This window comes from Metabacillus malikii (assembly GCF_030813355.1).
GTDB classification, from domain to species: Bacteria; Bacillota; Bacilli; order Bacillales; family Bacillaceae; genus Metabacillus; species Metabacillus malikii.
This window is the reverse complement of record NZ_JAUSUD010000015.1, coordinates 84,063-96,353: the sequence shown is the minus strand read 5'-3', so window position 1 is coordinate 96,353 and position 12,291 is coordinate 84,063. Positions and strand designations below refer to the sequence as shown.

Genomic DNA, 12,291 nt, shown 5'->3' with positions numbered 1-12,291 from the left:
CTAAAACCTCCAAATTATAATATTAACCAAACATTCTACTAATCTGATATTTTGAGTACGTGCCCTTTCTTCTATCACCGAGTTGAAGCAAATATTTTATTGTATCGGGTAAAAACTCGTCATATTTCACTTCAAGGATGACGATGTCAGGATTTGTTTCAACCATAGCTAAGTCCGGATTCAGTAAATCATTGTTACGGAAGCTTGTCCGAATGTTACTATCAAAGGTGACGCGGACATTGCCTTCATCATATATGAATACTTCTCTCTCGTAATCTACGACAGTAATCGGCTTTATTTGAAACAAGTTCATTTGTCTATATAAGTCTTGGATAAGCGAACGTGAATCATCCTCCATCCAAGCAAGGTCTCCACACCGCATCTTTTCGTATTCTTCTCTTTTTATACGGCACTTTTGTTTATACGTTAAATTGTTTCGCTTGCTCTTTTTCTCTAAATTAAGAAACTCCATATTGTAGTCGTACAGCCTTACCCTGAATTTATCACGTTGGTAAAAACCTTCTTTTTTCTCAGTCAGTACTTTATTATCAAAGTTATCGTAATAAACACTGCGAATTAAATACTTTCCATCGTTTTTGGCATGTGGATCAATTTTCATATAGTATTTTAGTTTATTCCTTAATAGATAACAGTCCATCTTCGAAATTTCATGCTTTAACTCTGTTCGCCCCATCACACCATTCAGACGCATGCCTTTCATATTCATCATTCTCCTCTTTGTAATTGTTGCTATGCATCACATTATTATGGATGAACCTTAAACAAACCTTAAAATGATTTTAAAGTTTTTTAGGATTAAAAAGGTGGATGATAAGCCCTCTTATAAAAGTAAGATAAGATAACATAAAAAAGACGTGAATCGGCTCGCAATTCACGTCTATCTTTCATAATATTAGTTATTTTGGTAGTTTCACAATAAAGGTTGTCCCTTGATGCTGATTTTTCATCACTTTAATCGTTCCTTTGTGCTTCGTAACAATCCAATGAGCGATTGATAAGCCTAAGCCCATTCCCCCAGTTTCTCTTGAACGAGCTTTATCTTCTCTATAGAAGCGATCAAAAATATATTTCATATTTTCATTCTTTATACCGATACCTGTATCTGATATTTCGAAAACTATTTTCTGATCCTCAGTATATGCTTTTACACCAATGCTATCATTCTCTCTTGTATATTTTAAGGCATTGTCTAGCAGGATGACGAATAGTTGATGTAAGCGACTTTCATCAGCTCTAATCGTTACCTGGCTCTTTACATTTAGCCAAAACTGCTTATTCTGAGAATCAGCAATTTCTTTATAAGGAGCACAAACTGTTTCGATAAATGAATCCACATGCACCTCTTTTAGCACGAGCTCCGTCTCTGCGGAATCGGCCCGTGCCAATGTTAGCAAGTCTGAGGTTAGCTTGGAAAGACGTCTAGTTTCAGATAAACTTAACGCGATGTTCTCAAATTTATCTGCAATTCGCTTGTTTGGTGCCGTTAGCATCATCTCTAGTTTATTTTGAATAATTGTCAGCGGTGTTCTAAGCTCATGTGATGCATTTTCAACAAATTCCGTTTGCTTGTTCCACGATGCTATTATCGGTTTCATCATCTTGTTTGATAAGATAATACTAGCTGATATTGACAGTACGATAAAAATAATCGAACAAATCGTAACAAGTTTCACAAAGTTTGCGATAATCGTTTGCTCCGCATCCACATTTATCATGAGTTGAATATAAGCTACATCATCATTAGGATTATTATCCTTAAAAAGAATGTATCGAAAATGATATGCATCGTGGATCGTTGTTGTCGTGATATTATCTGTATTGGTTATATCGAGTTCATAATCCTGAAAGTAATTTTCATAATAAGCCGTTCCGATTTCCGCCTCATTTATAATTTGCCCGCTCTGATCCCAATTGAGGACGATAATTCTTGGGTTTGGATTACGTCTTGGGTGATTATTCGGTGGTACGTTCTGCTCTCCAGGTGTCGGTTTAAAGTTACCTTCTCCAAAGCCTTCGTCCTCATCGAGCACCTTTTCCTTCATACTAAGGAGCTCCTCATCTGTTTTTGTATATAACGTACTTTGGACTTGGCTGAAAATAATGACACTGAAAATCGTAAAAATAATGGTAAACGCCAATAAATTGATGAACATAAATTTTAGACGTTGCTGCTTAAAAATGGATTTATTAAACATCACCGTCACCGTTATCTGTCAGCATATAACCTAAGCCACGAAAGGTTTTAATATATTTGTCATAACCATGCTTTTTTAAATTTTTGCGTACATTACTAGCGTACACTTCGACAACTGTTGTTGAAGTTTCTGATTCAAAGCCCCAAATTCGATCAAAAATTTGTTCCTTTGTTAAAATGGTGTTCTTATTTGTAATGAAATACTCGAGCAAATCGAATTGCTTCCCGTTTAGCTTCACGGCTTCTCCATTTAATTCAGCTGTTTTATTTTTGAGATGGAGCTTCAAATCTTTAAACGTCATCACATGTTCCTTCACATTTCCTCCAGCTCTTCGAATGATCGCTTCAAGCCTTAATAATAGTTCTTCACGATGAAATGGTTTCACTAAGTAATCATCTGCACCTACTTTAAAGCCTTGTATTTTGTCATCAATCCCATCTTTAGCTGTTAACATGATAACCGGTGTCGTGATGCCCTTCTTTCTTAAGCTTTCCAACACTTCATAGCCATTCATATGTGGCAGCATGATATCTAAAATGATCACATCAAAAATCCCTTGTTCTGCAAGATACAAACCTTCCTCGCCATCAAATGCCTTGTCTGCTTCAAACATTTCCATTGTCGTTTCTACAATTGACTCGGAGAGATTTTTGTCATCTTCAATAATTAGTAATTTCATTTTTTAGCTCTCCTTTTTTTTCTCAGATACGTTCGATTATAGGACTAAAAAGAAGAATTGCAAACCTGTCTATTTTTCCAGGGGTTTTTTATAAGGTTTTTTTAAGGTTTATTTAAGGTAAGTGCTTAATAATGGGTACGTAATCATCTAAAAACTAGGGGCTATGTTCGTAAACATTGTTGCTTTTTACTAAGTTGTCGTTATGGATTGGTACAAAAAAGCCACAACTTTTAGAATAATGCCTAATTAAACGAGGAGAAGACGTATGAGAAAACAATCATCTAGATTTGTAAAAATATCATCATCACTTATATGTGCGACATGTTTATTCGCATGTAGCAACTCAGAAGAAAATCAATCGGCCGCTAGTCAGGCTGCCGTCGCTAAAGCAGAAACGTTAAATACAATTGGTGACGAAGCTATTTTATCTGTTATTAATGAAAAAGTATCCTATTCTGATGAGGATTTTTATAGTGAATGGAAGAACGGTACGACGATTCAGCTAAACGGCAGCAGTGCTAGTGCGGAGGGAAATGGCGGTGTTGTCATTGAAGGTAATATCATTAACATTAGAACTTCAGGTGTATATGTCATTAGTGGCAAACTTGATGATGGACAAATCATTGTCAATGCAGAGGATAAAGGCACTGTTCGCCTCATTCTCAATGGAGCAGAAATTCATTCTTCAACTAGCTCACCGTTATATATTGAACAAGCTGGGAAAACAGTTATTTCTCTTGAAGATGGAACGACCAATGAATTACATGATGCTAAAAGCTATGTAAACGTAGATTCTGAGAGCAATGAACCTGATGCAGCATTATTTAGCAAAGACGATTTAACGATTAACGGTACTGGAACGCTAATTGTTAATGGCAACTATAATAATGGAATTACTTCTAAAGATGCACTATATATTACGGGAGGATCAATTCAAGTTGATGCTGTTGATGACGGGATAATTGGACGTGATTTAGTTGCCGTGAAGGATGGTGAATTTTCGATAACTGCAGGCGGAGACGGAATAAAGTCGACAAATGATAAGGATGAGGAAAAGGCACCAATTGCGATAGAAGCTGGTACCTTTGACATCGAAGCTGGAAACGATGGAATTCAGTCTGAGACTTCACTCTTCATTGCCGATGGAACGTTTACTATTTCTACTGGTGACGGAAGTCCTGAAGTCGTCGCTACAAATGAAAATAATCGTCCTACCCCTAGTAGAACGAATGAAACTAATACAAATGAAACCGAAACTGAAACTGAGACAGAAAGTACAAAGGGCCTTAAAGCAGCAATTGAACTTGCAATTGGCGGCGGCGGCTTTGAAATTGACTCATTAGATGATGCCATTCATAGCAATCAGTCGATTACAATAATAGATGGAAAGTTCACATTGGCCACAGGTGATGATGCGCTCCATGCCGACAAGGCGATTTACACAAAGGGTGGCAACATCACTGTTACGAAGAGCTATGAGGGAATTGAAAGTCAATCAATTACAATTGCAGGTGGAGAGATTGAAGTCAATTCTGTAGATGATGGCATTAATGTCGGTGGCGGTGTCGATGGTTCCGGTATGGACATGGCACAAGCTGAAGCATCAGAAACCAATCTTCTCTCAATTAATGGCGGCACCATTTATGTAAATGCTGAAGGTGATGGTCTGGATGCAAATGGTTCAATTTTAATGACTGACGGAACAGTAATCGTAAATGGACCAACAAATAATAATAATGGCTCACTTGATTATGACCAAACCTTTGAAATTAGCGGTGGCCTGTTGATAGCTGCAGGAAGTTCCGGCATGATGATGGCAACATCTGATACTTCGACACAAAACACAATTACGATGAATTATCCAACCGTACAAGCTGCAGATACACTAATTCATCTAGAAGATTCAGATGGAAATAGTATTGCGACTTTTGCTCCTGTGAAAGAGTATCAATCCGTTATTATTAGCTCTCCTAAGTTAGCTAGCGACACATCTTATACTCTTTATTCAGGAGGAACCGCTAAAGGTACAGGTACAAATGGACTTTATACAAATGGAATGGATCAAGCTGGGACAAAGGTAGTTGACTTCACCATTTCGAATACCGTAACGTGGCTAAATGAATCTGGTGTAACAGAGGCACAGGCTGGAATGGGCGGTCCTCGTGGCGGCGGTCAAATGGGTGGAGTAGCTCGTGGGGGAATGTTTTCAAATCTTGACGAGGAGACGAGAAAAAAAGTTCAAAGCATTATGGAGCAACAAAGAAACAGTACCATTTCCCGCGAGGAAGCTGAAGCACAGCTAGCGGAACTAGGTATCGAATTCCCCGCACAAAACGGCCGTGAAATACCAAATGAAATACCTAATGACGCACCACAAATACAGTGATTAATAAAGGGACAGTCCCCCAGTCGTTTAAAGCGATAACGCATTGAGGGACTGTCCCCCAACAGTTTAAAGCGTTAATTTATTGAGGGACTTTCATTGGGGGACTGTCCCCGATTTCATGTTCTTGTACGCTTCTTCTTTATAGCTTTATACAATAATAAACTTAACCAACCACCAACTAGCGCAATTGGCACAACAAAAATCCTATTTGGATTACCCTCTTGAACCCAAGAGATATTTAACATTGGAGCTATGTATAAAAGTAAAAACAAAATGACCAAACCCGAGATCAACCTAATCAAGAAGTTCTTCATATGAAATAACACCTACCCTTGAACAGGGGACAGTCCCCCGATTGTTTAAAGCGCTAATGCGTTGAGGGACTGTCCCTCAACTGTTTAAAGCGTTAATTCATTGGGGGACTGTCCCCCGTCATTGTCCCCCGTCACTCCAATCCCCACCCCTCCTATCCTATTTAGCAAATAAAGTTTACTAATCTATAAATTTTGAGCTAATCGAATCATATCTCTGCAGCGGATACCGTTCTCATAGATTTCCTCTTCGTAATGCTTTATAAAAAAGTCTTGATCAACCCCACTAATTCTAAAACCGCATTTTTGATAAAGTGCGAGTTGTCCGATGCTCGAGTTTCCAGTACCTATTTCAATGGTTTTGTAACCCTCTTCCTTTGCAACCTTAATAGCATCGATTACCAACTTTCTCCCATACCCTTTTCCTTGTTGTTCTTCACATACAGCAACATTAACCAATTCTACTGTCTTTGGCCTCGTTGGCAGTAATACATATACCCCGACAATATTGTCGTTCACTTCAGCGACAAAACATTCTCCTCTTTGGAGATAGTTTTCAACAATTCTCAAGGATGGGTCAGCCAATAATAGCAAATCGATTGGAGGTCGTTCACCATTATTAAGTTTTCTTATCTTCATGATTGCCCACTCCTTTAACAAAGATTTGTTTTATCTAGTTCTACCTATGTTAATAATTCGTTACTATTACTTTATCACCTTTTTTCACACTCTCTTAAACATAAAAAAGCTGCCCGAATATAAAGTGCATTACTTCAATGTAATACATCCTATAATCGAGCAGCTTCCGCTTATTCACACTTATTAAAAATATGCTCACATCTTCACACCAAATAATCACTAAATACATAATATATGCCTATAATGTTTATAAAATAAAGGCTCTACAAAACTAGCCTATGTAAATGAGGTGAAACAAAAAATGGCTTCATCTATCGACTATACGTCTCCAACAACTCAATTTACATTTGACGTGAACAATAGTCCATTGTTTAAAAAAGATAGTCGTAATCTCATTAACGTATTAGGGATAAACCAGCTGAATACACTTGAAAACGTGTCTCTTCTAGATATATTTTTAAGCAAGAATAATGTTGTTGAACCGCATTATCATCAAAATGCCGCAGAGCTTGTCTATTGCATTTCTGGTAAAGCTACTGTATCGATATTAAATCCCTTTACGAAACAAATCCTTAATTACACAATTACTCCAGGGCAAGTTGCAAATGTTCCACAAGGATGGTGGCATTATGAGCTAGCTTTAGTTGATAACACACATCTATTAGCTATCTTTGATGCTCCAACTCCACAAGTGATTTTAGGTTCTGATATTTTAAAATTTACTCCTGCAAATATCATGGCACATACTTATTGTCTGGATGAGAATCAATGGAAACAAACAATTTCAGCTGTTAAACCGTCCACGTATATAGGCCCGTATAAGGACTGTTATCATAATAAAAAAAGTAATAAACAACACAAACCTAATACCCAGCATTACCAACCAGCTTCATACATGCAGCAGCCATATCGGCAATATTAGGTTGGATAAGTCTTCCTAACCCAATTTCCTATAAACCGCGATACCATTCAGCAGCGGCATCCACTTCGCCCATTGTTAGTTGGTGCCCTCTATTTTCCCAATGAATCTTGACATTGGCATGTGCATTTTCAAACAATGATTGCAGGTCAGTCGATTCCTGAGGCGAACAGATTGGATCATTCGTTCCTGCTGCAATAAAGATAGACTTACCTGTTAAGTTTGGTAGCTCAATTCCTCGTCTCGGAACCATTGGGTGATGAAGGATGGCTGCTTTTAACGCATCCTCGCGGTGAAATAAGAGACTTGCTGCTATATTCGCTCCGTTTGAATACCCGATCGCGATAATATTATCACGGTCAAATTCATACTTTTCAGCTGCCTCATCAAGAAATTCATGCAATTCCTTAGTGCGGAAGATTAGGTCCTCTTCGTCAAATACACCTTCAGCTAATCTGCGAAAGAAACGCGGCATTCCATTTTCTAAAACATTGCCACGAACGCTTAACACAGAGGCCTCGTTATCAATTCTTTCTGCAAGTGGCAACAAGTCATGCTCATTTCCCCCTGTACCGTGTAGCAATAATAATGTAGGTTTTGTCGGATTACTTCCTTTATGAAATATATGAATCATTGTATATCCTCCTTTAAAATACGAGCTTCTACTTTTGGTAACAATTGTTCCAGTTCATTTCTTTTATCTTCTAACCAACTTGGTAACATTAGATTTTCTCCAAGTGTATCAAGTGGTTCATCAATCGTAAACCCTGGTGAATCAGATGCGACTTCAAACAGAATACCACCCTCTTCTTGAAAATACACAGCGGTAAAATAGTTCCTGTCTCTTATTTCTGTTGGATGATATCCCTTCTCGATAAGAAGCTCCCGCCATTTTAAAACCTCAGCTTCATCCTTTGCACGCCAGGCAAGATGATGAACAGTTCCAGCCCCCATTAGACCGCGAACAGATGGAGTTAACTTTATATCGATGAAATTTCCGAGCTCCCCTTCAGAGTTAAGTCTGAGAAAACCAGCTTCATCACTACTGATTTTTAAACCAAGTAATTTTTCTAAAACATCAGCTGTTTTATGTGGTTTTGCAGAAATTAATGTAGCTCCACTGAAACCACTAATCGCATATTCCTTCTTTATGACAGAATCCCAACCATTCTTTGACACAATATTTCGTTCAACAAGCTCTAACGGAATTCCATCCGGGTCTGTAAATGTGATGCTTTCTTCACAAAAACGATTGGTTATCTCATATTGAATCTTGAATTTAGCTAAACGTTGCTTCCAAAAAGAACTGGAACCTAATGGAATAGCAAAGCTAATCAACCCTACTTGTCCGATTCCAATCCGACCTTTTAATTGTTTAGGCCACGGGAAAAATGTGATCACCGTCCCAGGCTGACCCGTTTTATTACCAAAGTAAAGATGGTACACTTCTGGTCTGTCAAAATTGATCGTCTTTTTGATGAGACGAAGCCCTAATACACCAGCATAAAAATCAATATTTCTTTGCGCATCATTTACCATTGCCGTTATATGATGAATCCCTAATGTTTTCAGCATGTAATCACCACCTATTTTCCCCAATGATTGTTAGTTGAACCAATCAGGGTGAACATGTCCGTCACCTCAACATCTCTGCTTTTCCTATTTGTTTTGAGGTGGGAATCTTAGGGACGGTTGCACCGCGATTATCGTTAGTTAGGTCGTTCAATTGAAAATACTTCACCTATCTGCGCGTAATTTGTACCAGCTAAACGGCTTACAGCAGCTAGGCGTTGTTGATTGATTCTGCCATTGTTATATAAATATTCTTCAATATGGTAGCGAACGATTTTTCCAATTATGAAGTCACAACTAGTCTGACCGTTGTCTCCTAATTCCAGAAAATGTTCTAATACACATTCAAAGCGTATTTTGGCTTCCTTTACACCAGGTACTGAAATTTTTTCACTGTTTACTGTTGTAAGATTTGCGATTTCGATTTCACTTTGATTAGGTGGTAGCGTCGCTGCTGTTTTATTAACTAAGTTCACATTATCCTCATCGACGGTATGGATCACAAATTCCTTAGTTGCAAAAATATTCCGTGCTGTATCCTTTTGATTCCCCTCAGACCGTTGAATCGATATTGAAATCATAGGTGGATTTGAGGAAACAATGTTAAAGTAACTAAACGGTGCACCATTTAATACCCCATCATTAGATAATGTCGTTACAAAAGCAATCGGTCTAGGAATGATACTGCCGATTAGAAATTTATAATTATCTCGTTCAGAGTTCATATTCGGGTCGATGGATAGCAAACAAATCATTCCTTTATATTAATCTAAGCTTCTCACAGTAATCGGAATTAAACGTCGTTCTAACTGCTCTCTATATTTCTCATATTGCTCGGGAAGCATTAAGTTTTCACCCATTGTTTCCTCTGATTCATCATGAGCAAAGCCTGGTGGATCTGTCGCAATTTCAAATAATATTTCGCCATGTTCCCGAAAATAAATCGCGTTAAAATAATTTCGATCCTGTACAGGGGTTACACTATAGCCTTTTTCAGAAATATAAGATTGCCAACTTAATTGGTCTTCGTCATCAATTGCTCGCCACGCGATATGGTGTACGGTTCCAACACCCATTTGACCACGACCAATCGGTGATAATTTCAAATCAATGATATTCCCAATGTCAGCGGAAGAACGGAAACGCATCATATCTTTTTCAATCCCCACTTGCTTAAGTCCCATCACATTTTCTAGTGTATCAGCCGTTTGCGTTGGCGCAGTCGATAATAATGTTGCACCTCCAAAGCCTTTAATCGCTACTTCGGCTGTGATTTTTCCAATACTCCACGTGTTCAGTTCACCTTCATCTCGTTCGACAATTTCAAGATGGAGCCTGTGAGGATCATCAAATTGTAAGTATTTCTCACCAAACCGCTCCATTTTCGTATATGGAATCTGAAAGCTTTGTAGTCGCTCTTCCCAAAAAGACATTGCCCCTTTTGGAACTACGTAAGACGTGACACCTACTTGTCCATCACCAATTACTCCTTGACGAGCACCTGCCCACGGAAAAAAGGTAATAATGGTTCCCGGTTTGCCACTTTTGTCACCAAAATAAAGATGATACGTACCAGGGTCATCAAAATTCACTGTTTGTTTAACTAAACGCAAGCCGAGTACACCTGCATAAAAATCAACATTTTCTTGAGGGTGTCCAACAATTGCTGTAATATGGTGAATCCCCATTGTTTCTTTTGTCATCAGCTATTCTCCTTTGGTTGTGCAATTTAATCTTGTGATAACATCCTATTTAAAGAGAGGCACGTTGTTTTTATAATGCCCATTAGCAATGTCCTTACCTCTTAAATCAGTAACTTAAATAAACAAAGACATAATCACTTAACTTTCCATTTACTAACACAAGCATAAATTCTGAGCACATTCTTCAACACATTGATAACAATTTGCTCAACCCTTATACCTACTTAAAAATTATGTACATGTGCATGATGAAGCACATGTACATAATGATGATTATCGAATTGTAAATAACGCTTTTGACCAAGGTATTAATTGGTCTAACATTTGGTTAACTGAATCTTCTTGGACTGCTTGTGGTTTAAAGTCTGAGCCGTTTTCAAAATCATTAAATAAAGATAATGCTGGATGAACACGGACATCAGCTACTAATAATTCGCCTAAAATACCGCGTAAATGTTCTGCAGCACGAGCACCGCCGACTGAACCGTACGATACGATTCCTGCTGCTTTATTGTTCCATTCATCACGTAGATAATCTAACGCATTTTTTAATGAACCTGTAATTGAATGGTTATATTCTTGAACGATAAAGATGAAGCCGTCTTGTGCTGCAATAATTTCTGACCATGCTGCTGCACCTGATGCGTCTGCTCCTGCTTCACCTAGTAATGGTAATTTGTAATCCGCTATATCAATCACTGTATAGTTCGCATCTCCACGTTTATCTGCTACTTCTTTTACCCATGCGCCAACTTGTGGACTAACTCGACCTTCACGTGTTGAACCTAAAATAATACCGATGTTTAATTTTGTCATTGTTTCTTCCTCCTCTTGTTTCGTTCCAAATAATTTTGATAAAAATCCCATCTGTGTCACCTCCTTATAAATAGTCTTTTTCAATTTTTAATGTGCTTCTCACCGTATCAATTGGTCGTACTTGTTTTTCAATTTGCTCACGTTTCTCTTCAAAGAATGGTGGTAATGATAATTTTTCACCGAGCGTTTCATAAGGCTCATCCCCCATAAAGCCAGGGCCATCTGTTGCTAGTTCAAAAAGAATGGATGGTGCGGCATTTGTGTAAAGTGAACCAAAATAGTAACGCTCTACATAACCAGAGTTTGGTAACTGAAAGCTTTGTAAGTGGTTTTGCCAAGCCTCTAAGTCTGCACGGTCATTTACACGGAATGCTGTATGATGGACTGTACCAAATCCTTGTCTTGCTTGCGGAAGCACTGTGTTGTATTCCACGACTACTTGTGCACCGTTACCGCCTTCACCCATTTCAAATAAGTGATATGACTCTTCCTGTGCAATTTCTTTCATGAAGAAAACTCTTTCAAGTAATTCCTTTACATAATCGAAATAAGATGTTCTAACAAAGATTGGACCTAAACCTGTAATTGCATATTCTAAAGGTACCGGTCCATTTTGCCACGGTGTACCTGATACAACACCCTTATTCTTTTCATCTGAAATGAGTTGATATTGCTGGTCATCAAAATCAACAAATGATAATGTCTTTTTACCAAATTGTTCTTTAATGCCCGTATGTGCTACCTTATATTTATTAAATCGTTTCACCCAATATTCTAACGCTGCATCAGTTGGAACCCGAAAAGATGTTTTTGATATTTCATTAGTTCCATGTACCCCTTTTGGTATGCCTGGAAAATCAAAAAATGTCATATCTGTTCCAGGATTACCTGCATCATCAGCGAAAAATAGATGGTATGTGCGGATATCGTCCTGGTTGACAGTTTTCTTTACGAGGCGTAATCCCAATACATACGTGAAAAAATCATATATCTTTTCGGCACTGCTTGTAATTGCGGTTACATGATGAATACCTTTTAATTCGTTCATCC

At 38.0% G+C, this 12,291-nt stretch carries 12 protein-coding genes; 2 read left to right on the top strand and 10 right to left on the bottom strand.

Annotated elements, in window-relative coordinates:
• Positions 1 to 22: 22 nt before the first annotated feature.
• From J2S19_RS14670 to J2S19_RS14660, 3 genes are all read right to left on the bottom strand, one after another.
• Positions 23 to 721 carry a polyphosphate polymerase domain-containing protein gene (locus J2S19_RS14670; protein WP_307343488.1) on the bottom strand — a complete coding sequence of 233 codons (699 nt, stop codon included), beginning with the start codon at positions 719 to 721 and terminating at the stop codon, positions 23 to 25.
• 196 nt (positions 722 to 917) lie between these two features.
• Positions 918 to 2,216, bottom strand: coding sequence for a sensor histidine kinase (locus J2S19_RS14665; protein WP_307343485.1), 1,299 nt, complete (start codon positions 2,214 to 2,216; stop codon positions 918 to 920).
• Complete coding sequence (locus tag J2S19_RS14660; protein ID WP_307343482.1) at positions 2,209 to 2,895, bottom strand: response regulator transcription factor; 687 nt, start codon at positions 2,893 to 2,895, stop codon at positions 2,209 to 2,211. Before J2S19_RS14660 ends, J2S19_RS14665 begins: the two co-directional genes overlap by 8 nt.
• Before the next feature lie 265 nt (positions 2,896 to 3,160).
• Between J2S19_RS14660 and J2S19_RS14655 the strand changes: the two genes are divergently transcribed.
• Positions 3,161 to 5,281, top strand: a complete 2,121-nt coding sequence (locus J2S19_RS14655; RefSeq protein WP_307343480.1) for a carbohydrate-binding domain-containing protein — start codon at positions 3,161 to 3,163, stop codon at positions 5,279 to 5,281.
• A gap of 497 nt (positions 5,282 to 5,778) precedes the next feature.
• Here the strand turns inward: J2S19_RS14655 and J2S19_RS14650 are convergent, their stop codons facing one another.
• Positions 5,779 to 6,231, bottom strand: a complete 453-nt coding sequence (locus J2S19_RS14650) for a GNAT family N-acetyltransferase (protein WP_307343477.1) — start codon at positions 6,229 to 6,231, stop codon at positions 5,779 to 5,781.
• 301 nt (positions 6,232 to 6,532) lie between these two features.
• Here J2S19_RS14650 and J2S19_RS14645 point away from each other — a divergent pair, with 301 nt between their 5' ends.
• Positions 6,533 to 7,153, top strand: coding sequence for a cupin domain-containing protein (locus J2S19_RS14645; protein ID WP_307343474.1), 621 nt, complete (start codon positions 6,533 to 6,535; stop codon positions 7,151 to 7,153).
• Positions 7,154 to 7,181: 28 nt separating this feature from the next.
• Here the strand turns inward: J2S19_RS14645 and J2S19_RS14640 are convergent, their stop codons facing one another.
• The 6 genes from J2S19_RS14640 to J2S19_RS14615 all read right to left on the bottom strand — a co-directional run bounded on the left by J2S19_RS14640 (position 7,182) and on the right by J2S19_RS14615 (position 12,289).
• A complete protein-coding gene (locus tag J2S19_RS14640) occupies positions 7,182 to 7,784 on the bottom strand; it encodes an alpha/beta hydrolase (protein WP_307343471.1) in 603 nt (200 codons plus the stop codon).
• On the bottom strand, positions 7,781 to 8,725 hold the full coding sequence (locus J2S19_RS14635) for a ring-cleaving dioxygenase (RefSeq protein WP_307343468.1): 945 nt from the start codon (positions 8,723 to 8,725) through the stop codon (positions 7,781 to 7,783). Before J2S19_RS14635 ends, J2S19_RS14640 begins: the two co-directional genes overlap by 4 nt.
• Positions 8,726 to 8,859: 134 nt before the next feature.
• Positions 8,860 to 9,468, bottom strand: a complete 609-nt coding sequence (locus J2S19_RS14630; protein ID WP_307343466.1) for a flavin reductase family protein — start codon at positions 9,466 to 9,468, stop codon at positions 8,860 to 8,862.
• A gap of 18 nt (positions 9,469 to 9,486) precedes the next feature.
• Entirely contained in the window at positions 9,487 to 10,425 is a 939-nt protein-coding gene (locus J2S19_RS14625) for a ring-cleaving dioxygenase (RefSeq protein WP_307343463.1), read from the bottom strand.
• Between the two features lie 273 nt (positions 10,426 to 10,698).
• Positions 10,699 to 11,292 carry an NADPH-dependent FMN reductase gene (locus J2S19_RS14620; RefSeq protein WP_307343460.1) on the bottom strand — a complete coding sequence of 198 codons (594 nt, stop codon included), beginning with the start codon at positions 11,290 to 11,292 and terminating at the stop codon, positions 10,699 to 10,701.
• Between the two features lie 13 nt (positions 11,293 to 11,305).
• Positions 11,306 to 12,289 carry a ring-cleaving dioxygenase gene (locus J2S19_RS14615; RefSeq protein ID WP_307343458.1) on the bottom strand — a complete coding sequence of 328 codons (984 nt, stop codon included), beginning with the start codon at positions 12,287 to 12,289 and terminating at the stop codon, positions 11,306 to 11,308.
• Between the last annotated feature and the right edge of the window lie 2 nt (positions 12,290 to 12,291).

What these genes read in the sequence shown, in the direction of transcription:
- J2S19_RS14670 (WP_307343488.1), bottom strand. Translation starts at nt 721, where the DNA reads ATGAAAGGCATGCGTCTGAATGGTGTGATGGGGCGAACAGAGTTAAAG.
- J2S19_RS14665 (WP_307343485.1), bottom strand. Translation starts at nt 2,216, where the DNA reads ATGTTTAATAAATCCATTTTTAAGCAGCAACGTCTAAAATTTATGTTC.
- J2S19_RS14660 (WP_307343482.1), bottom strand. Translation starts at nt 2,895, where the DNA reads ATGAAATTACTAATTATTGAAGATGACAAAAATCTCTCCGAGTCAATT.
- J2S19_RS14655 (WP_307343480.1), top strand. Translation starts at nt 3,161, where the DNA reads ATGAGAAAACAATCATCTAGATTTGTAAAAATATCATCATCACTTATA.
- J2S19_RS14650 (WP_307343477.1), bottom strand. Translation starts at nt 6,231, where the DNA reads ATGAAGATAAGAAAACTTAATAATGGTGAACGACCTCCAATCGATTTG.
- J2S19_RS14645 (WP_307343474.1), top strand. Translation starts at nt 6,533, where the DNA reads ATGGCTTCATCTATCGACTATACGTCTCCAACAACTCAATTTACATTT.
- J2S19_RS14640 (WP_307343471.1), bottom strand. Translation starts at nt 7,784, where the DNA reads ATGATTCATATATTTCATAAAGGAAGTAATCCGACAAAACCTACATTA.
- J2S19_RS14635 (WP_307343468.1), bottom strand. Translation starts at nt 8,725, where the DNA reads ATGCTGAAAACATTAGGGATTCATCATATAACGGCAATGGTAAATGAT.
- J2S19_RS14625 (WP_307343463.1), bottom strand. Translation starts at nt 10,425, where the DNA reads ATGACAAAAGAAACAATGGGGATTCACCATATTACAGCAATTGTTGGA.
- J2S19_RS14620 (WP_307343460.1), bottom strand. Translation starts at nt 11,292, where the DNA reads ATGGGATTTTTATCAAAATTATTTGGAACGAAACAAGAGGAGGAAGAA.
- J2S19_RS14615 (WP_307343458.1), bottom strand. Translation starts at nt 12,289, where the DNA reads ATGAACGAATTAAAAGGTATTCATCATGTAACCGCAATTACAAGCAGT.